Origin of the sequence: Enorma timonensis, assembly GCF_000321165.1 — a bacterium.
GTDB lineage: Bacteria > Actinomycetota > Coriobacteriia > Coriobacteriales > Coriobacteriaceae > Enorma.
The window spans coordinates 17,918-36,875 of sequence record NZ_CAPF01000014.1; the positions used below are offsets into that span (position 1 = coordinate 17,918).

At 65.8% G+C, this 18,958-nt stretch carries 18 protein-coding genes and 4 pseudogenes; 21 read left to right on the forward strand and 1 reads right to left on the reverse strand.

Translation table 11 applies throughout. The features are described 5' to 3' along the window. Window positions 1-22 precede the first annotated feature (22 nt). The 9 genes and pseudogenes from BN423_RS01245 to BN423_RS01275 all read left to right on the forward strand — a co-directional run bounded on the left by BN423_RS01245 (window position 23) and on the right by BN423_RS01275 (window position 5,378). The gene (locus tag BN423_RS01245; RefSeq protein ID WP_187367800.1) at window positions 23-907 is read left to right on the forward strand and encodes a zinc ribbon domain-containing protein; all 885 of its coding nucleotides are present in this window, start codon (window positions 23-25) and stop codon (window positions 905-907) included. 291 nt (window positions 908-1,198) lie between these two features. Further along, window positions 1,199-1,264 (forward strand): annotated as a pseudogene (locus BN423_RS11905) (zinc-ribbon domain-containing protein); the annotation flags it as partial. A gap of 129 nt (window positions 1,265-1,393) precedes the next feature. Beyond that, window positions 1,394-1,819 (forward strand): hypothetical protein, encoded by a 426-nt coding sequence (locus tag BN423_RS11735; RefSeq protein ID WP_232385460.1) that lies wholly within the window; start codon window positions 1,394-1,396, stop codon window positions 1,817-1,819. Further along, window positions 1,791-2,093: a hypothetical protein gene (locus BN423_RS01250; RefSeq protein ID WP_232385461.1), complete on the forward strand. Its 303-nt coding sequence runs from the start codon at window positions 1,791-1,793 to the stop codon at window positions 2,091-2,093. Before BN423_RS11735 ends, BN423_RS01250 begins: the two co-directional genes overlap by 29 nt. A gap of 75 nt (window positions 2,094-2,168) precedes the next feature. Beyond that, the gene (locus BN423_RS01255) at window positions 2,169-2,585 is read left to right on the forward strand and encodes a hypothetical protein (RefSeq protein ID WP_019238466.1); all 417 of its coding nucleotides are present in this window, start codon (window positions 2,169-2,171) and stop codon (window positions 2,583-2,585) included. Between the two features lie 170 nt (window positions 2,586-2,755). Beyond that, entirely contained in the window at window positions 2,756-3,781 is a 1,026-nt protein-coding gene (locus BN423_RS01260) for an NYN domain-containing protein (protein WP_019238467.1), read from the forward strand. 181 nt (window positions 3,782-3,962) lie between these two features. Next, complete coding sequence (locus BN423_RS01265) at window positions 3,963-4,487, forward strand: zinc ribbon domain-containing protein (RefSeq protein WP_019238468.1); 525 nt, start codon at window positions 3,963-3,965, stop codon at window positions 4,485-4,487. Between the two features lie 31 nt (window positions 4,488-4,518). Then, window positions 4,519-4,971 carry a DUF523 domain-containing protein gene (locus BN423_RS01270; protein ID WP_019238469.1) on the forward strand — a complete coding sequence of 151 codons (453 nt, stop codon included), beginning with the start codon at window positions 4,519-4,521 and terminating at the stop codon, window positions 4,969-4,971. Window positions 4,972-5,003: 32 nt separating this feature from the next. Further along, window positions 5,004-5,378, forward strand: a complete 375-nt coding sequence (locus BN423_RS01275; protein WP_019238470.1) for a VOC family protein — start codon at window positions 5,004-5,006, stop codon at window positions 5,376-5,378. Window positions 5,379-5,425: 47 nt separating this feature from the next. Here the strand turns inward: BN423_RS01275 and BN423_RS01280 are convergent, their stop codons facing one another. Beyond that, the gene (locus BN423_RS01280; protein WP_019238471.1) at window positions 5,426-5,974 is read right to left on the reverse strand and encodes an NADPH-dependent FMN reductase; all 549 of its coding nucleotides are present in this window, start codon (window positions 5,972-5,974) and stop codon (window positions 5,426-5,428) included. Between the two features lie 668 nt (window positions 5,975-6,642). On the opposite strand from BN423_RS01280, the gene ileS reads away from it, so the two are divergent. From ileS to BN423_RS01330, 12 genes and pseudogenes are all read left to right on the forward strand, one after another. After that, complete coding sequence (gene ileS / locus BN423_RS01285; protein WP_222859245.1) at window positions 6,643-9,435, forward strand: isoleucine--tRNA ligase; 2,793 nt, start codon at window positions 6,643-6,645, stop codon at window positions 9,433-9,435. A 2-nt stretch (window positions 9,436-9,437) separates the two neighbouring features. Continuing rightward, on the forward strand, window positions 9,438-9,974 hold the full coding sequence (lspA, locus tag BN423_RS01290) for a signal peptidase II (protein WP_232385462.1): 537 nt from the start codon (window positions 9,438-9,440) through the stop codon (window positions 9,972-9,974). Beyond that, entirely contained in the window at window positions 9,964-10,980 is a 1,017-nt protein-coding gene (locus BN423_RS01295) for an RluA family pseudouridine synthase (RefSeq protein WP_019238474.1), read from the forward strand. Before lspA ends, BN423_RS01295 begins: the two co-directional genes overlap by 11 nt. A gap of 36 nt (window positions 10,981-11,016) precedes the next feature. Further along, window positions 11,017-11,370 (forward strand): annotated as a pseudogene (locus BN423_RS11740) (restriction endonuclease); the annotation flags it as partial. 132 nt (window positions 11,371-11,502) lie between these two features. Further along, window positions 11,503-11,715, forward strand: a pseudogene (locus BN423_RS11745) (DNA translocase FtsK); the annotation flags it as partial. 156 nt (window positions 11,716-11,871) lie between these two features. Beyond that, window positions 11,872-12,078: pseudogene (locus BN423_RS11750) on the forward strand (DNA translocase FtsK); the annotation flags it as partial. A 134-nt stretch (window positions 12,079-12,212) separates the two neighbouring features. Continuing rightward, window positions 12,213-13,517 carry a glycosyltransferase family 2 protein gene (locus tag BN423_RS01305; protein WP_019238476.1) on the forward strand — a complete coding sequence of 435 codons (1,305 nt, stop codon included), beginning with the start codon at window positions 12,213-12,215 and terminating at the stop codon, window positions 13,515-13,517. A gap of 78 nt (window positions 13,518-13,595) precedes the next feature. Continuing rightward, complete coding sequence (locus BN423_RS01310; protein ID WP_019238477.1) at window positions 13,596-15,002, forward strand: hypothetical protein; 1,407 nt, start codon at window positions 13,596-13,598, stop codon at window positions 15,000-15,002. Between the two features lie 18 nt (window positions 15,003-15,020). After that, complete coding sequence (locus tag BN423_RS01315; protein ID WP_019238478.1) at window positions 15,021-15,473, forward strand: prepilin peptidase; 453 nt, start codon at window positions 15,021-15,023, stop codon at window positions 15,471-15,473. A gap of 99 nt (window positions 15,474-15,572) precedes the next feature. After that, window positions 15,573-16,829 (forward strand): deoxyguanosinetriphosphate triphosphohydrolase family protein, encoded by a 1,257-nt coding sequence (locus tag BN423_RS01320; protein ID WP_019238479.1) that lies wholly within the window; start codon window positions 15,573-15,575, stop codon window positions 16,827-16,829. A gap of 105 nt (window positions 16,830-16,934) precedes the next feature. After that, the gene (locus BN423_RS01325) at window positions 16,935-18,263 is read left to right on the forward strand and encodes a replication-associated recombination protein A (RefSeq protein WP_026097302.1); all 1,329 of its coding nucleotides are present in this window, start codon (window positions 16,935-16,937) and stop codon (window positions 18,261-18,263) included. Window positions 18,264-18,388: 125 nt separating this feature from the next. Beyond that, the gene (locus tag BN423_RS01330; RefSeq protein WP_019238481.1) at window positions 18,389-18,958 is read left to right on the forward strand and encodes a hypothetical protein; all 570 of its coding nucleotides are present in this window, start codon (window positions 18,389-18,391) and stop codon (window positions 18,956-18,958) included.

Genomic DNA, 18,958 nt, shown 5'->3' on the forward strand with positions numbered 1-18,958 from the left:
AGGCTCGAGATGGGAGGTCGCCATGTTCTGTTCCAAGTGCGGCAGGGAGCTACCTGAAGGGTCGAGGTTCTGCCCGGGGTGCGGCGCCGAGGTGGCGGGCGCGCCGAAGCCTGAGCAGCCCGAAGCTGAGCCGGTCGCGGCGGCGTCCACCCCAAGCGCGGGGCCGGTGCCCGAACTGGCTGGCACCGGGGCCGCGCCCAACCCGGCATCCGCGACTGCGCAGCCCGCGCCGAAGCGCTCGCGCAAGCCGCTCATCATCGGCGGCATCGCCGTGGTGGCGGTGGCTGCCATCGTGGTGGCCGTCCTCTTCGCGACGGGCGTGCTCGGCCGCGATGGGAGGCTCCCGAACGGCTTCTTCACCTTCCAAGATAACGCGTTCGGCTTCAACTACCGCATCGAGCAAGAGGGCGGCGACCAGGTTATCGAGCTGCTCACGTATGACGAGACCTCAGGCTCCTATCCCACGATGTTCACGGGAACACTTGAGGAGGACGGCTCGAACGAGCTCGGCAAAATCTGGAAGGTCGCGAACCTTGTGGATGCGGACGGGCAGCCGGATTCGACCGTCGTCCGCCTGCAATTCCCGGAGGGAGCGTCTTCGGGAGAGCTCGAGGGACGTTGGTACGTTGAGGTAGAGCGGGATGGCGAAACCGTGTTCGCCCTGCGCGAATTCGACGCCGACGGATCCGTTCATTGGGTACTCGGCACGGGTACCGGCGTGATAGATGACGCCATGGACTATGACGAGATCATGCGCACGATGGATGTCCAGGCGACGTTGGACGACGGCTACGGAAACGGCGGCTACGGCTCATGCACCTGGGATGAAGGCAACGCCGGTGACTACGAGATTCGCGATGAGGATGGGGAGTGGATTATGAACGCATCTGTGAGCACGGGTCACTGATAGTAAGAAGGAGACCATCATGGGCGACGAGTCCGTGACGCTCTCGAAGCGGGAGAACCTGCTCATGTCGCCGAAACCCGCGGCGTAAGGCTCTTCCGCTCCCGCCCCCGTCGATATATCCGTCTGTGTTCGGATAATCCTCGAATGCCCTGCCTCGGCCGGGCATTCTGTAAAACCGCGTCAGACGGATACAATCAGCAGGGGGTCTAGGCGGACAAGGTTGATACATCGCGCTGGCACGCTGCATGATAGGTGAAAAGCGTTGGTTGGTTTGTATGAGGGGGAGCCACTATGTTTTGCCGTACATGTGGTGCAAAGCTGCCAGAGGATTCAAGGTTCTGCCCAGAGTGCGGTGCTCAGCTTGCTTCGGAAGCAGCTTCGCAAACGAGGCAGGGTATTTCAGAGCGCCCGCGGGCTGCATCGACTGTCGGTTCGGAGGCGTCTCTTCCGCGCCGACTCCGTCCCCCCCTTGTTATCGGAGGCATTGTGCTTGTGCTGGTCGTTGCGGCTTCAGCATTCGTTTCGCTCTGGTCGGGCAATACCGCCGCCACAGCTACGCTTCCGAACGGTACGTTCACGTTCAACGATGTCATGGCGTATGGTTTCAGCTATAGGATCCTCGACGGTGACGATGGTGAGACGATTATCCAGCTTGGCGACTTGGGGGATGCGGGAAGAACGTTCATACCCTTGTACGAAGGCGTGCTGCGCGAGGATGGCTCGAACGATCAAGGAACGATCTGGAAGGTCGAGAATCTCGAAGCGCTCGATGACAGATTCGTCGCTTGGCCGCAACATCATTCCAATATACGCGTCCAGTTTCCTGCTGGTGCTGCCGCGGGTGAGGTCGAAGGTCGCTGGTATTTCGAGTCTGAGGTTGCGGGTGGCGCAGGGGGGCAAGAGCACAATTGAGTTCGTGATTCGGGAATTCGATGAAGATGGCAGGGCGAGATGGGTGAGCGGATCAGGCGGAGGCGTCATCGACCGAGGCCTCACCTATGACGAGATCTTGGCAAGCGATTCTCTGGATATCGAGATGACGCTAGAGGGCGGGGATTACGATGACGAACACGGCGGCTACGGCCCCTGCACGTGGCGCTCGACGGGAGATGGCCGGTTCGAGGTCATCGACTCGGATGGTATCGTCGTGATGAAAGTACATATCGATCTGGACGATGCGAGGTAATCGGGAAGGCTTGGTAACAGCCCGGAAACGCCGACGCTTGACGAGCTGGGTACGATCTGGAAGGTCGCGGACATCGTGGACGGGAGCAGCGGCCAGCCGGTTGACGGCCTTTCGATGCGCATTCAATTCCCGGAGGGCGCGGCATCGGGCGAGCTTGAAGGCCGCTGGTACGTTGAGCTCAGTCTCAACGGAGAGTCGCTGTTCCAGCTGTTTGAGTTCGATGATGACGGCTCGGCGAACATCGTCTCGGGGTACGGTGCCGACGCGCTCAATGATGCCATGAGCTACGACGAGATTCTTGCCACGGATAACGTCCAGGCGACGTTCGAGGACGGGTACGGGAGCGGCGACGGCTACGGCCCCTGCGTCTGGTCGTCATATGATCCCGCTGTGTATCCGGGTTACAAAGTGAAGGATGCCGGGGGCAACACGGTGATGGACATTGCTGTCGACCCAGGTGAAGCCGGTCTGGCGGCCCGGAGTGATTCGTAGGCCGAACATAGGCTGAGCGTTTCGCTTGTCGAACCATGCGTTCGAATGAGGGCATGCTGCCCAAGCTGCGTTCGCCCTGCGAGTACAGGCAGCTCGGACAGCATGCCTTCCTGTTCTGGGTATCATAAATTAGCGGGCGCATGCCCGAAACCCTGACCAGAAAGGCACCCATGGCAACCGATACCCAACGCGACCTGCGCTTCGCGATTCTCATCGACGCGGATAACATCGCGCCGAAGTACATCAAGATCATCCTCGACGAGGTGGCGAACTCCGGAATCGCCACGTACAAGCGCATCTACGGGGACTGGACGAGCCAGCGGCTCGCCTCGTGGAAGGGCTGCCTGCTCGACAACTCGATCATCCCCATGCAGCAGTACAGCTACACGTACGGCAAGAGCTCGACGGATTCGGCGATGATCATCGACGCGATGGACATCCTTTACTCGGGCAACGTCGACGGCTTCGCCATCGTGAGCTCCGACTCCGACTTCACGCGGCTCGCCGCCCGCCTGCGCGAGAGCGGCATGCAGGTCATCGGCATGGGCGAGCAGAAGACCCCCGAGCCGTTCATCTCGGCCTGCAACCAGTTCAAGTACCTCGACCTGCTCTTCGCGGCGCGCCGCGCGGAAGACGATGACGCAGACGCCGAGGACGATGCAGCCGACGCACCCGCGCGCAAGCGCGCCCAGAAGGAGCGGACGCCCGCGAAGAAGGCCGACAAGGCCGACAAGCAAGAGAAGGCCGAGAAGCCCGCTCAAGCATCCAAGCGCGCGGGCAGCCCCACGAAGGCGAAGGAGGCCGTCGCCGCGAGCGCCGAGCACGCCCCCGAGGCCTCTGCGCGCGCCCGCCGCACCCCGGGTGACCGCGGCGGTGAACAGGGGGACGCCGCGTCGGCGCCCGAGCGCGGCGATGTGGAGTTCAGCGAGCTTTCGCGCACTACGCGCCGTCGCCATATGAAGCGCATCCGCTCCGCCGTCGACGCCATCATCGACCAGTTCTCCGACGAGGAGGGCTGGGTGTTCCTGGGCACCGTGGGCAGCGAGCTGCCCAAGCGCCTATCCGACTTCGACGTGCGCAACTACGGGTACCGCAAGCTCAGTCCCTTCCTGAAGTCGATGGGCGTCTACGAGTTCGACGAGCGCGCGAACACCGCGGGAGCCCGCGCGATCTACCTGCGCATCAAGGAGTCGTGACGCCGGCGGCGTTTTCCGCGGGCGGCGCTTCTGCACGTGGGGTATCCGCCGTACGCTACGGAATGGGAAACTCGGTGCGGCCGCCATCGAGTTTCTCCGTATCAGGTGGTATATTCGGGGTGTCCGCACGGCGCGCGCCGCACGGCCGGTACTGTTCGCACGCATTCGAAAAGGTGGAACGATGGGCTTTCTCGATGATGTTCAGGCTTCGCTGAATCGCGGCGTCGCGGGGGCAAACCGCGGCGTCGAGACCCTCAAGATCAAGAACCAGATGAATGACGCCATGAAGCGCCGCCAGCAGCTCGCCGCGCAGCTCGGTGCGAGCCTCTACGAGGCCACGAAGGATGACCCCGCGTTCCGCACCGGGCGCGAGCAGCTCTTCGACGGCATCGCGCAGATCGACGCTGAGCGCGCGTCCCTCCAGGCGCAGCTCGACGAGATCGAGCGCCAGAACGCCGCCTCGCAGCAGGCCGCGACCGTCGTCGTGTGCCCGTTCTGCCATACGCGCATCAGCGCGTCCGACATGTTCTGCGCCGGCTGCGGCAAGTCCATGGCCGAGATCATGGCGGCATCGGGCGCGCAGGCGCCTGCGCCCGCAGCTCCCGCCCCCGCAGCTCCCACCGGTCCCGTGTGCCCGAAGTGCGGTGCCCCGGTGAACCCCGGCGACGCCTTCTGCATGTCGTGCGGCGAGAAGCTCAACGCGTAGAGCGCGCCTCTGCGTTTCGTTTGGCCGAACCATGCGGGTCGCGGTGAGCGCCTGCCTTCTGGGCGAGCGCTGCAAGTACAATGGCGGGAGCAACCGTGACGTTGCGCTCATCGAGGCGCTCCACGCGCAGGGGTGCACGGTCGTCCCGGTGTGCCCCGAGGTCGCGGGCGGCCTGCCCGTGCCGCGCCCGCGCTCTGAGATCTCTGCTGGCAGGGTCGTGGACGAATTCGGCGCGAGCGTGGACGCCGCGTTCCGCTCGGGTGCCGCGGCCGAGCTCGCGCGCATCGAGGCGGCCGGCGGTATCGATGCCGCGGTGCTCCAGCCGCGCAGCCCATCGTGCGGGGCGGGGCTCATCTACGATGGTTCGTTTACCGGAAAGCTCGTTCCCGGTGATGGCGTGTTCACCGCGCTCCTCAAGGAGCACGGCGTGCCCGTGTACGCACCGGACGAGGTCGATGCCCGTTTGCTGGGCGAGGGGCGCTGAGCAGGGCATCACGTGAACAGGGGAGGTTTTGCATGGCGGAAGATCAGGTCAACCCCGTCGAGGCGTTCGATATGCATATCGCGCACATCGGCATCAACGCCGCGGATGCTGCGGAGGCCGAGCGCACGGCGGCGCTCATCGAGGCTCTCTTCGGCTTGGAGCGGCACGACACGCCCATCTCCATCTTCAACGACACGCTCATCGAGGTCATGAAGGGATGCGGGCGCGGTGAGAAGGGCCATATCGGGCTGGCGGTGAACAATGTGCCCGCCGCCGAGGCGTACTTCCGCTCCCGCGGGCTCACGATCAACGAGGACTTGCGCGCCCTCAACCCGGACGGCTCCACGAAGCTCGTCTACTTCAACGAGGACATCGCGGGCTTCGCCGTGCACCTCTCCTGCTCGTGAGCCAGTCGAAGGCCGCGGTGGCGCCATCGTCCCCGCGGCCTTCCCATCTAGCGGATGAACTCGATGAACGCCTGCGCCTGCCGCTCGAGGTAGGGTAGGGAGTCGCCGAGCTCGAGGACGCCGTCGTGCACCTTGGTGAAGCCGTTCGGCACGGTGAGGCGCGGCTTGTTCATGACGCGCATGTTGAGGAAGGAAATGAGTGTCACGAGGTGATCCTGCGCCACGGCGGTACCGGTGCCGCCCGCCGAGATGCCGCTCACCGCGGCGGGCTTGCTATCGAGCACCTGCCCCTGCTTGGGACCGACTGGGCGCGAGAGCCAGTCGAGCAGGTTCTTGAGCGGACCGGGGAAGAAGTGGTTGTACTCGGGTGTGAAGAACCAGACGCCGTCGGCGGCGAGCACCTCCGCGCGCACGCGCGCCACGGCCTCGGGCGCGGGGTGCTCGATGTCCTGGTTGAAGATCGGCACGTCCGACCAGTCGAGGATGGTGAAGCGGGCGTCGGGCTCGAGTTCGGCGACGATACGCTGGGCTTCCTCGGCGAGCTGGCGGTTGAGGCTTCCCGTGCGAAGCGATCCCGCGATGGCAACGATATGCATGGGTGTCCTTTCATCTGGTGCGCGGCACGGAACGCCGCGCTACTAACCGTATGCCCAGAGTCGCGGCGCGCCATGCGGCGGGTGCGGACAAGGGCTCGCGCGTGCCGCGGGTGCGCCCGCGCGGGCGGCTCGGTGCCGTTCGTGTGCCCGTGTGTCTAAACCCTTTGTCGCACGCGCTCCGCGAGCAACGTGCTACAATACCGCGCAATGGCTGTGATGGGGACGAGTAGCCGGTCTCCGCGCCGATGAGAGAGCGAGCCACGGGTTCGGCGTGCTGCCGCCTCCGTGCTGGAAGGTTCGCCGGCGCGCCCGCGTGAATATCACCCCGGAGCTGCGGCCCGAACGGAGGGGTTCGGCGGATGGGTTGATGAGAACACGTCCCCAACCAACCCCTTTCAGTAGGCGTCGCCGGGACGACCGCCGTCATGTGGTCGGCCGAGTACAGGTGCAGGCTGCCGGAAGGCCGCGGGGCACCTAAGCTGGGTGGTATAGCGAGGAGCTCGCGCGGCGCGTCTGCCCGCGCATCACGGCGCTTCGTCCCAGCTTGCAGGGACGGGCGCTTTTTTTCTTAGGCGCCCAGAGCCAGGGCGCCTCGCCAAGGTCGTCCTGGCGGACGAGAAGGGGGAGGGTATCCCGTGGCGAAAGAGAAGAGCATCTACCAGGAGACCATGAACCTGCCCAAGACCGGGTTCCCCATGCGCGCCGGGCTCGCGAAGTCCGAGCCGGCTCGCCTGGCCGCGTGGAACGAGAACCATGTCTACGAGCAGCTCATGAAGAAGAACGAGGGGCATAAGAAGTTCGTCCTGCACGACGGCCCCCCGTATGCGAATGGCCCCATCCACATCGGCCACGCCATGAACAAGATCTCCAAAGACATGATCATGCGCTACCATGCCATGCAGGGCGAGCAGACGCCGTACGTGCCCGGCTGGGATTGCCATGGCCAGCCCATCGAGCACAAGGTCGAGGAGAAGCTCGGCACGGCGAAGTTCAATGCCACGCCCACGGCCAAGATCCGCGAGATGTGCCACGAGTTCGCCGTCGAGAACATCGAGCTGCAGAAGGCCGGCTTCCGCCGCCTGGGCGTGCTCGGCGACTGGGACCACCCGTACCTCACGCTCTACCACGAGCATGACGCGGCGGACATCGAGGTCTTCAAGGCCATGTTCGACAAGGGCATGATCTACCGCGGCCGCAAGCCGGTGCACTGGTGCAAGCACTGCCACACCGCGCTCGCCGAGGCCGAGATCGAGTACGCCGACGAGGTGAGCCCGTCGGTCTTCGTGCGCTTCGAGCTCATCGACGCGCCCGAGGCGCTCGCGGCGAGCGGGCTGCCCGTCGACGTGGTCATCTGGACGACGACCCCCTGGACGCTCCCTGCGAACTCTGGCGTGGCGCTCTCGCCCGAGGCGGACTACGTCGCCGTGGAGGCCGGCGGCCGCCTGGGCATCATGGCCAAGGCGCTCTGGGAGAAGGTTTTCCACGAGGTCGCGCATCTCGAGGATGCTCGCCTCTTCACGCCCGCCGGCGCCGCGGAGCCCTGGGTCGCACAGGGCGCTGACCTTGTGGGCACGACGTACAAGCACCCCATCTTCGAGGACGTCACGGGCACGGTTGTCACGGCGGACTACGTCACGCTCGAGGACGGCACGGGCTGCGTCCACACCGCGCCCGGCCACGGCGTCGATGACTACTACACCGGCATGCGCTGCAACCTGCCCATCATCATGCCCGTCGATGACGACGGCCGCTTCTACGTGGGCGAGGGCTACGGCACGGGCGGTCCCTTCAGCGGCATGGACACCGACGAGGCGAATCCCAAGATCATCGAGTTCCTCGCCGAGCGCGGCACGCTGCTCGCCGAGAAGAAGATCAACCACAGCTACCCGCACTGCTGGCGCTGCAAGAACCCGACCATCTTCCGCGCGACGGACCAGTGGTTCGTCTCCATGGACGAGACGGGTCTGCGCGAGCAGGCGCTCGACCAGGTGCTGAACCACGTGGCGTGGTACCCCGACCATGCGAAGAACCGCATCGGCGCCATGGTGGAGCAGCGCCCCGACTGGTGCATCTCGCGCCAGCGCAACTGGGGCGTGCCCATCCCGAGCTTCACCTGCGCGGATTGCGGCGAGAAGGTCATGAACGACGCGACGCTCGACGCCGTCATCGCGCTCTTCAAGGAGAAGGGCTCCGACGCCTGGTTCACCGACGCGCCCGAGAGCTACCTGGGCGAGGCCTGCGTCTGCCCGAAGTGCGGCGGACACCACCTCAAGGCCGACCGTGACATCCTGGACGTGTGGTGGGACTCCGGCGTCTCGTGGAAGGCGGTCTGCGAGAACCGCCCCGAGCTCGCCTACCCGGCGGATATGTACCTCGAGGGCTCCGACCAGCATCGCGGCTGGTTCCAGAGCTCGCTGCTCACGAGCGTGGGCGCCAACGGCGTGGCCCCGTACAAGGCGGTCGTCTCGCAGGGCTTCACCCTCGACGGCCAGGGTCGCAAGATGTCGAAGTCGCTCGGCAACGTGATCGACCCCAACAAGGTCTGCGACGAGATGGGCGCCGACATCATCCGCCTGTGGGTTGCGAGCGTGGACACCTCCTCGGACGTGGCCATCGACCACGAGATCCTCGCGCGCACCTCGGACGCGTACCGCCGCTTCCGCAACACCTTCCGCTTCCTGCTCGGCGAGCTCGAGGGGCAGTTCGACCCGGAGCGCGACGGGGTCCCGTTCGAGGAGCTGCTGCCGCTCGACAAGCTCATGGTCGCGCGCCTCACGCAGGTCCAGGCCGAGGTCGACGACGCGTACCGCGGCTATGAGTTCAACCGCGCCTACCGCACGCTCTACGACTTCGTGGTCACGGAGCTCTCGAACGTCTACCTCGACGCCCTGAAGGACCGCCTGTACTGCGAGCGCCCGGGCTCGCTCGCGCGCCGGAGCGCCCAGACCGTGCTCGCCGAGCTCCTGTCCATGCTCCTGCGCGATCTGCAGCCCATCCTCTCCTTCACCTGTGACGAGGTCATGGCCTACGCCCCCGCGGGGTGCCGCGACGGCCAGACCTACGCCGCACTCCTCGAATGGTACGAGGCACCCATCGCGCTCGACGAGGCGAACCGCTACGGCGAGGTGCTCGATGCCGCCATGGAGCTCCGTGGCGTGGTGACGAAGGCGATCGAGGACGCCCGCGCTGAGGGCACGTTCACCAAGAGCCAGGAGGTGCGCGTGCGCGCCTGGGCTCCGGCCGAGGCATACGCGCTGCTCACCGGCGATATGGCCTGCGACCTCGCCGAGTTCTTCATCGTCTCCGAGGTCGAGCTCGAGAGCGGCGAGGAGTTCGCGGCCGAGGTCGAGCCCGCGCGCGGCGAGCGCTGCGACCGCTGCTGGAACTACCGCGAGAGCACGGGCGAGCACGGCGGGCACGCGCACATCTGCGCCCGCTGCGCCGAGGCGCTCGAGGCCTAGCCGTGGCTGCGCGCACCGATACCACCGGAACGAGGCACTTCCAGCCGTCGCTTGCGTGGCGGCTGGGGGTGCTCGGCGCGCTTGCGGCGGCCTTCGTCATCGCCGACCAGGTCTCGAAGGCGCTCGTGCGCGCCACGCAGGCGCAGGGGGGCTTTCCCGTCGAGGTGCTGCCCGGGGTGGTCGGCTTCGAGTACGTGGAGAACCGCGGGGCGGCGTTCGGCCTGGGCGAGGGCTTCGGCTTCGTGTTCGTCCTGCTCGCGGTGGTCATGGTCGCGGCGTCCGTCGTGTACCTCGTGCGCGCGCCACGCGTCTCGCGACTCGAGGTCGTGGGACTCGGCATGGTGTGCGGCGGCGCTATCGGCAACGCTATCGACCGCGTGGCGCTCGGTTACGTGACCGATTTCATCACGACGCGTTTCATGTCGTTCCCGAGCTTCAACATCGCCGACATCGGCGTCACCGTGGGCGTCGTGATCGCGCTCATCGGCTTCATCTTCCTCTCGCCGGCAAACGAGAAGGAGCGCTCAGATGGCCGGTGACCTGCATATCCTCGTCGATGAGCACGCCGCTGGCCAGCGCCTCGATGCGTTTTTGGGCGCGCAGGAGCATGCGCCCTCGCGCTCGGCTTGCGCACGGCTCATCGATGCCGGCGCGGTCGACGTCAACGGCGAGACCTGCACCTCCAAGAAATACACCGTCGCCGCGGGCGACCGCATCTCCGTCGAGCTGCCGGAGGAGCGCGAGCCGGGCGCCGTCATCCCCCAGGCCATCCCGCTCGACATCCGCTACGAGGACGACTACCTCATCGTCCTCTCCAAGCAGCGCGGGCTCGTGTGCCACCCCGCCCACGGGCACGCGGACGGCACGCTCGCCAACGCCCTCGTCTACCACTGCGGCCTCGAGCACCTGGGCACGCTCCAGGGCGAGGACCGACCCGGCATCGTGCACCGCCTCGACCGCGATACGACGGGGCTCATGCTCGCGGCGAAGGACGACGAGACCCAGCGCGCACTCCAGGACCTCATCCGCCTGCGCACGCTCGACCGGCGCTACATCGCGCTCGTCCACGGCTACATCGCGCACGACGAGGGGACGATCAACACGGGTATCGCGCGCTCAACGCGCGACCGTGTGAAGATGGCCGTCTCGGACGACCCCTTCGCGCGCCAGGCCATCACCACCTTCCGCGTGCTCGAGCGCTTCGAGGCCGGGCGCTTCGACGATGGTTACACGCTTGTGGAATGCCATCTCTACACCGGCAGGACGCATCAGATCCGCGTGCACATGCGCCATATCAACCATCCCCTCGTGGGCGACCCGCTCTACGGCAAGGGGAAGGGCTCCGATCGCGCCGATCTGGCCCTCACGCGTCAGTTCCTCCACTCCTGGCGCGTGCGCTTTGCGCATCCCGTGACGGGCGAGGAGATCGAGTGCCGCGACACGCTGCCCTGGGACCTGGCCGCCGCCCTCGAGGAGATCGAGGACACCTCGCTCGGGCGCACCCCCGCGGGCGACGAGATCGTCCCGCAGCTCCTAGTACAATAACGAGAATCGGCGTTGGTTCGTTTGGGGGTATCTGAGGTGGAGCAATTTGTTAGATGGCCGGGCTATCATCATTTGCCTTCTAACGGCATCGAGTTTGAGCGCTATGTTGCTACGCTCGTCCAAGATTTGGGCTTTCTTGTCTACGTTACGAGTGAATCTAATGATTTCGGCGCGGATATTGTCGCCTCAGATGCAGCTGGAGAGCGAAGGGTTTGCATTCAGGCCAAGTTTTATGGCTCGACACTCGACAACAGCCCTATTCAAGAGGTGGTTGCTTCTCTTGCCCATTACCATGCGAATGAAGCCTGGGTTGTCACCAATTCGAGTTTCACTGACAACGCGATCCAATTGGCCAAGGACAATCACGTCAGGTTGATTGAAAATAGGATTTTGAACCGCTTGATAGACGCTGTGGTATCTGGAAATACAGACCGCCTTCCAGATTTTTATAAGGGCACAAAGCAAGTTGAGTCAAAGGAACCTACCCATAAGAGCGCCACTCATCGGAATTCCTATTACTTTGACCCTCTTATCTGGGAGGCCGCGCACTTCGTTGTGGAGTCTGGGCTCGGTTCCACCTCGAGCCTGCAGCGCCGCCTCAAGATGGGCTACGCTCGCGCCGCCCGCATCATGGACATGCTCGAGGAGCTGGGCGTCGTGGGGCCGCCGGATGGATCGAAGCCTCGAGAGGTGTTTCTTGACAAGGATGGTCTAGCGAGGCTCGAGCGCATTGAACTGGGTGAAGAGGAAGATTCTGTCGACGATTCATCTTCTCACTCTGATTCCGGCAAGGATGCCTCTTCTCAAACTGACGTGGAAAGGGAAGATGGCTCGAGTGGCTTGAGTTCAGCTAAACCAGCCCCTAGTCTCGCTTGGGTTGATTCCATAACCTGGGAAGCTGCACATCTCGTTGTTACATCTAAGCAGGCTTCAAGCTCCTTTCTTCGTCATAACTTGCATGTCGGATTGTTTGAGGCTTCCCGGATTTTGGATGTTCTTGAAGTCCTCGGTGTTGTGGGGCCTTCCGCCGGGTTTAAGTCCCGTAAAGTCTTGCTTGATGGAAAAGGGCTCGCCGAACTTGAGAGGCGAAGGGATTAGGGCGGCAATAATGGGCATGGCTCAATGAGCTGCCTGTCATGTTGCTTTCTGGAATAATTGCATCGCTTTTTGCCCGTGAACTACAATTTCTTGGCAAAGTGAACGCCTAAGCTCATAGTTTAAGGAGCGCTCCCGTGCCCGACATCATCGCGATCTTTCTCGCTGCCACGCCCATCGTGAAGTTCAACATGCTCATCATCGGGATCTTCTCGGTCTGCTTCCTCTATCAGGCGGTGTTCCTCGTCATCGGCGTCGTGCGCGGGGAGTACCGCTATCCCAAGGCCAAGCGGCTGCATCGCTATGCGTTCTTCATCGCGGCGCACAACGAGGAGGCGGTCATCGCGAACCTCGTGCGCTCGATCCGCGAGCAGGATTACCCGGACGAGCTCATGGACGTGTTCGTGGTGGCCGACGCCTGCACGGACGACACGGCGCGCGTGGCGCGCGAGGCGGGCGCCATCGTCTACGAGCGCAACGACCTCGCCCGCAAGGGCAAGAGCTGGGTCATGGACTTCGGCTTCCAGCGCATCCTGGCCGAGTACCCCGGCCGCTACGAGGGCTTCTTCATCTTCGATGCCGACAACCTCGTGAGCCCGGAGTACACGACCATCATGAACGACGCCTTCGACGCCGGCTACCTCGCGGTGACCGGGTACCGCAACTCGAAGAACTTCGGCAGCTCGTGGGTTTCGGCCGCCAACGCGACCGCGTACCTGCGCGAGGCGCGCTTCCTCAACAACGCCCGCATGATCTGCGGCACCTCGTGCGCGGTCTCGGGTTCGGGCTACCTCGTGTCCGCGAAGATCATCGAGGCCATGGGTGGCTGGAAGTTCCATACGCTCACCGAGGACATCCAGTTCTCGACGTTCTGCGCGCTCGAGGGCGTGCGCATCGCGTACGCGCCCGCAGAGTTCTTCGACGAGCAGCCCGTGAAGTTCGCCGCCTCCTGGAAGCAGCGCATGCGCTGGACGAAGGGCTTCTACCAGGTGATCTTCACCTACGGCAAGCAGTTCCCGAAGGCGATCTTCGCGCGCCATCGCTTCGCGGCGTACGACATGTTCTGCGTGCTCATACCAGGCAACCTCCTCACGCTCATCTCGATCTTGGCGAACGGGACGTTCCTCATCGTGGGGCTCTTGAGCCATGGCTTCCTTGCCACGGATGCGGAGATCCAAGCCTGCCTGCAATCGATCGTGAACACCTTCATCGCGCTCTACCAGGCGTATTTCGCGATCGGGATCGTGACCACCTTCTTCGAGCGCAAACACATCCACAAGGCGAAGCCCTGGCAGCTGCTGCTCAACGTCTTCACGTTCCCGCTCTTCATGTGCACCTACATCCCGCTCATCGTCGCGGCGCTCTTCCTCAAGGTGGACTGGGTGCCCACGCAGCACAACCTCTCGATGACGCTCGACGACGTCGTGGGCGAGGCGCGCTGAATCGCGTGCGCGGCGGTGCCCGCGGTATCGCGAGCGCACGGCGGGGTAGTATGGTAGCAACCTATCGATTGGAGCCCCATGGAAGCCATCGAACCCACTGCCCTGCCCGTTTGCGACCCTTCCAACATCACCGCGTGCGCGCACCCCGCAACACCGCTCGACAGCGTGGCGCTTGAGGAGGAGTACATCCAGATCGCCCGCGACCTCGACGGCGACGCGCCCTCGCACGAGGCGGGCGACGCCTACCTCGCCGGGACGAACGCGCTCTATCATGGCGGACCCATCCAATGGAGCTTCGTGCCCAAGATCTTCTCCCGGCGCGACCTGGGGTACCTCGCGTGGATCGCGGAGACCATGGGCGGCATCATGGAGAAGGTCACGGCGCGCTTCGTGGAGGACGCTACCTTCCGCGCGCACTTCGGCCTCGACCCGCGCATCGAGGCGCTCGCGTGCATGCCGAACGCCTTCCCCGTGCAGATCCCCATCGCCCGCGTCGACATCTTCCTCGATGAGCGGACGGGCGCGTTCAAGTTCTGCGAGCTCAACACCGACGGCTCGTCGGGCATGCTCTCGTCGACCGAGGTGACGCGCGCGAACCTGCTCACCGAGACGGGCGCGCGGTTCGCGCAGCGCCACGCCCTTGAGGCGTTCGACATCTACCGCGCCTGCGCCGAGGCGGTGCTCGCGTGCTACCGCGACGCCGGGGGCGCGAGCGCCTGCCCGCAGGTGGTCGCCGTCGATTACGCCGAGAGCATCGTGCGCGAGGAGATCGAGGAATACGGCCGCGTCTTCGCCGAGCACGGCGCGAGCCTGCGCTTCGCGGACATCCGCGACCTGCGGTATGAGGAAGGCGTGCTCTACGACGCGCAAGGCCCCATTGATTGCGTTTGGCGGCGCGTGGTGATCTCGGAGATGCTCGAGAAGCCGTGCCCGGGTGCGGACGCGTTCATGGCCTGCGCCGAGGCGGGGGAGGTGCCCATCGTGGGCGGCTTCAGGACGTGGCCGTGCGCGACCAAGACGGTCTTCGCCGTGCTGCACAGCCCGGCCGTCGGCGACATCCTCACCCCCGAGGAGCTCGACTTCATCCAGGCGCACGTGCCCGCCACCTACCTCGTGGACGAGGCGACCGACCTTGCGCGCTTTCGCGACCGCGAGGCGTGGATCGCGAAGCCGCGCGACGGCTATAACAGTATCGGCGTGCGCGCGGGACGCGACTGCACGGACGAGGAGTGGCAGCGGGTGCTCGCCGAGATGGCCTCCACGCACGGCACGGTGCAGGAATACGTCACGCCCTACGCCTCGCCGAACGTCGAGGGCGGCGTCGCCGGCGTCGGGCGCCCCTTCGAGCCGTACATGAATATGGAGGGGCTGTTCCTCTTCGACGGCCGCTTCTCCGGCGTGTTCACGCGCTGTGGGCAGGCGGCGGTCATCGGCGAGTTCGCGGGCCGCCTCAACATGGGCTGCCTCGTGGTCGACGACGCGTAAGGCGGGGCACGGTGCGTGATGGCGGCAGGGTTTGCGGGCGGCGTCGCGCTCGGGCATGCGGCGCGCATCGTCTTCCTCGCGCTCGTCGCGGCCTCGATGGTCATCGACGCCCGGGAGCGGCGCGTCCCCAACGCGCTCGTTCTCGCGCTCATCGCGTGCGCGCTCGTCGTCGCGGTCATGGGACGCACGTGGGCGCAGCTCGCGTGGGTCGTCGGCAGCGCGGCTGCGGTGTGCGGAGCGCTCGTCGGCTTTGAGGTACTCTGGCGGAGGCTGCGCGGGAGCGCGGGCATCGGCATGGGCGACATTAAGGTGCTCTTCTGCATGATGCTCGTGGATCCCGCCGCCGCGCTCGCCGCCTTCGCCACGGGGCTGCTCGTGCTCGCGCTCGTCGCCGTGGCGCTCCGGCGCGGAAGCCTCCCGCTCATGCCCTTCTTCGGCGGCGCTTTCCTTGTGCTCGCGCTTATCCTGTGAGGGCGGCCGCGCCTGCGGTGGCACCGGGGCGCCTCGTGTGCATATGTCCGCGCGGTATGCGATGATGGTACCAACAGTTCCTGCGGAAAGGGGGAGGGTATGGACGCACGACCCGAGCAAGACCGTTCGATGGTGCGCGAGCGCATGGCGGCCATCCCCGATGCGCTCTCGCCCGAGCTCGTCGAGCGCATGCGGCACGACCGCACCCGCGGGTGGGTCAACCCGTACCGGACGGACGATTCCGCCGCGCTCCGGCGCGAGCAGCGCCCGCGCGACCAGGCGAGCTTCTGGCGGCCGGCCTTCGTGCGCGATGTGGAGAAGATCCTCCACCTGCCCGCGTACAACCGCTACGCCGGCAAGACGCAGGTCTTCAGCTTCCGCGCGAACGACGACCTCTCGCGCCGCGGCCTCCATGTCCAGCTCGTCGCCCGCATCGCGCGCGACATCGGCTACGCGCTCGGTCTCAACTGCGACCTCATCGAGGCCATCGGGCTCGGGCACGACCTTGGGCACACGCCGTTCGGACACGCCGGCGAGCGTTGCCTGAACGACGTGTTCCAGGCGCGCACGGGCCGCTCGTTCCACCACAACGTCCACTCCGTCCGCGTGCTCGACGTGCTCTACGGCCGCAACATCACGCTCCAGACGCTCGACGGGGTGCTCTGCCATAACGGCGAGTACGAGCAGCGCGTGTTCGAGCTCTCGGGGCTCTCCGGTTTCGAGGAGTTCGACGCGACGGTCGAGCAGTGCTACACGAAGGGCGGGCGCGCCATCGGGCACCTGCGCCCCATGACGCTCGAGGGCTGCGTGGTGCGCATCTCCGACATCATCGCCTACGTGGGCCGCGACCGCCAGGACGCCATCGAGGCGGGCCTGCTTGATGGGGACGCCTTCGAGGACGGTCTCGGCGGTGCGTACAACTCGTGGATCCTCACGCACGCCTCGGCCGACATCATCGAGCACAGCTACGGCAAGGACCGCATCGAGATGAGCGAGGAACTGTTCGCCGAGCTCCGTCGCGCGAAGGCGGAGAACTACAGGAAGATCTACCGCTCGAGCGGCATCGAGGGTGAGCGCGCCGAGCTTTTGGCGCGCGCGTTCGAGCTCATGTACGAGCGCTGCTATGCGGACCTCGCGGCAGGTGACGAGTCGAGCTACATCTTCCGGCACCACATCCGCCGGCTCTCCGAGCAGCTCGCGCACTACGACCGCGTGTACGATTGGTCGAGCGACCTGGACCAGACGGTCGTCGACTACATTGCCAGCATGACGGACGGTTACTTCGCCGAGCTCGCACAGCACTGGTTCCCCGACATCCACTTCCCGCGGCGCGCCTACATCAACGAGGCGTGCTGAATCTGGCAGGGCAATCTGGCTCCGGGCGGTAGATTGCTTCATATTCGATGAGACGCGCGGCCGCCGCCCCGGCACCCGGCCGCCGCCCTGGATTGGTCACACCCCATGGATACGCTGTTTTCACAGGAAGAGTCCGAACGAGCGCTGCGGAACGCGCCGCTCGCCGTGCGCATGCGCCCGACCTCGCTCGATGAGTACGTCGGCCAGGAGCAGGCGGTGGGCGAGGGGTCGTGGCTGCGCTCGGCCATCGAGCGCGACGTGCTCTCGAGCGTGATCCTCTACGGGCCCGCCGGCACCGGCAAGACGACGCTCGCGCACATCATCGCGGCGCACACGCGCAGCGAGTTCGTCGAGGTCTCCGCCGTGACCGGCACGGTGAAGGACCTGCGCGCCGTCATCGAGGACGCGCGCCGTCGCCTCATGGCCTACGACCGTCGCACGATCCTCTTCATCGACGAGATCCACCGCTTCAACCGCTCCCAGCAGGACGCCCTGCTCCATGCCGTCGAGAACCGCACCGTCATCATGGTGGGCGCCACCACGGAGAACCCGTATTTCGAGGTGAACGCGGCGCTGCTCTCACGCGCCCGCGTGGTCGAGCTCCAGCCGCTCACCGATGCGGACATCGCCGTTCTCGTGCGCCGCGCGCTCACCTCGCCGAAGGGCTTCGACGGGAGGTTCTCCGCGACGGACGAGGTCGTGGGGGCGATCTGCACGCTCGCCGCCGGAGACGCCCGCTCGGCGCTCACCTCGCTCGAGCTCGCGAGCGAGATCGCCCTCACGCGGCCGGACACCGATGGCGCCGCCGCGCCCCGGGAGGGCGAGCCCATAGCCATCACGCTCGAGGACGTGAAAACCGCCAACCCGCGCCGCAGCCTGCCGTACGATAAAGACGGCGACATGCACTACGACATCATCTCCGCCTTCATCAAGTCCATGCGGGGGAGCGACCCGGATGCCGCCGTGTACTGGCTCGCGCGCATGATCGACGCGGGCGAGGATCCCCGGTTCATCGCGCGCCGTATCCTCATCGCGGCGTCCGAGGACATCGGCAACGCCGACCCGCAGGCCATCCAGGTGGCGGCCGCCGCGTTCAAGGCCGCGGAGGTGATCGGGTATCCGGAATGCCGCATCAACCTCGCGCAGGCGGCGATCTACAACGCGCTCGCCCCGAAGTCGAACGCCTGCGAGGCCGCCATCGACGCCGCCCTCGCGGACGTGCGCTCAAGCGGCGTGCGCGCGGTGCCGAAGCATCTGCGCGACCGGCACCGGCCCGGCTCCGAGACGTACGGTGACTACCTCTACCCGCACGATTACCCCGAGGGCTGGGTCGAGCAGCGCTACCTGCCCGAGGGGCTCGAGCGCGGCGCCTTCTGGAAACCGGCCGGCCGGGGCTGGGAGGAATGGCGCTTCGAGCAGGGCCAGCAGCACTGACGGGCGCGGGGCTGTCCTCGTTTTGTACCAAGTGGGCGCCGGCGTCGCTTCGAGGGATGCGCCGGTGCCCCTTGGGGTAGAATCTACGTCGTATATGTATGTACCGCCGTCCCAAAGGAGGGTTCATGGAGCCCCTTCAGATCTTACTCATGGTGCTCGTCGTGGCGGGCATCTGGTTCATCGCCGAGCTCGCGATCACCGCGCGCCGCGCGCGGCGCACGATGGACGGGGTCGATAAGACCGTCGCCGAGCTGAACGAGACCCTGGCCGAGGCGCGGCCTGTCGTGGCGAAGCTTGACGGCGCCGTGGACGAGCTCCAGCCTGCGATCGCCAAGATCGACCCGCTGCTCAGCTCGGCGAACGTCGCCGTGGACGCGCTCTCGGCGAACCTCGTGGAGATCGAGGGCGTCGTGCGCGACGTCTCCGCGGTCACCGGCGCGGCTGCGAGCGCGGGCAACGCCGTCACGGGCGTCGCCGATTCCGCCACCGAGGCGGCGCGCAAGCTGTTCGGCAAGATCAAGTCCGCCGCCCCCGCCGCCGAGCGCGCGATCGAGGGCGCGAAGGCGGAGCAGGAGGGCTCCGAGCCGACCGAGTCCGATGCCCCCGCGGACGAGGAGCACGCTCCGGCCGCGTATTTCACGTACGGCGATGCCTCGCAGGACGAGGCCGCCGCGTCCGACGAACCCCAGGCATAA

Bases quoted from the DNA above. Each gene is read 5' to 3' on its own strand.
- BN423_RS01245 (WP_187367800.1), top strand. From the start codon at position 23: ATGTTCTGTTCCAAGTGCGGCAGGGAGCTACCTGAAGGGTCGAGGTTC.
- BN423_RS01260 (WP_019238467.1), top strand. From the start codon at position 2,756: ATGGCAACCGATACCCAACGCGACCTGCGCTTCGCGATTCTCATCGAC.
- BN423_RS01265 (WP_019238468.1), top strand. From the start codon at position 3,963: ATGGGCTTTCTCGATGATGTTCAGGCTTCGCTGAATCGCGGCGTCGCG.
- BN423_RS01270 (WP_019238469.1), top strand. From the start codon at position 4,519: ATGCGGGTCGCGGTGAGCGCCTGCCTTCTGGGCGAGCGCTGCAAGTAC.
- BN423_RS01275 (WP_019238470.1), top strand. From the start codon at position 5,004: ATGGCGGAAGATCAGGTCAACCCCGTCGAGGCGTTCGATATGCATATC.
- BN423_RS01280 (WP_019238471.1), bottom strand. From the start codon at position 5,974: ATGCATATCGTTGCCATCGCGGGATCGCTTCGCACGGGAAGCCTCAAC.
- ileS (WP_222859245.1), top strand. From the start codon at position 6,643: ATGAACCTGCCCAAGACCGGGTTCCCCATGCGCGCCGGGCTCGCGAAG.
- BN423_RS01295 (WP_019238474.1), top strand. From the start codon at position 9,964: ATGGCCGGTGACCTGCATATCCTCGTCGATGAGCACGCCGCTGGCCAG.
- BN423_RS01310 (WP_019238477.1), top strand. From the start codon at position 13,596: ATGGAAGCCATCGAACCCACTGCCCTGCCCGTTTGCGACCCTTCCAAC.
- BN423_RS01315 (WP_019238478.1), top strand. From the start codon at position 15,021: ATGGCGGCAGGGTTTGCGGGCGGCGTCGCGCTCGGGCATGCGGCGCGC.
- BN423_RS01320 (WP_019238479.1), top strand. From the start codon at position 15,573: ATGGACGCACGACCCGAGCAAGACCGTTCGATGGTGCGCGAGCGCATG.
- BN423_RS01325 (WP_026097302.1), top strand. From the start codon at position 16,935: ATGGATACGCTGTTTTCACAGGAAGAGTCCGAACGAGCGCTGCGGAAC.
- BN423_RS01330 (WP_019238481.1), top strand. From the start codon at position 18,389: ATGGAGCCCCTTCAGATCTTACTCATGGTGCTCGTCGTGGCGGGCATC.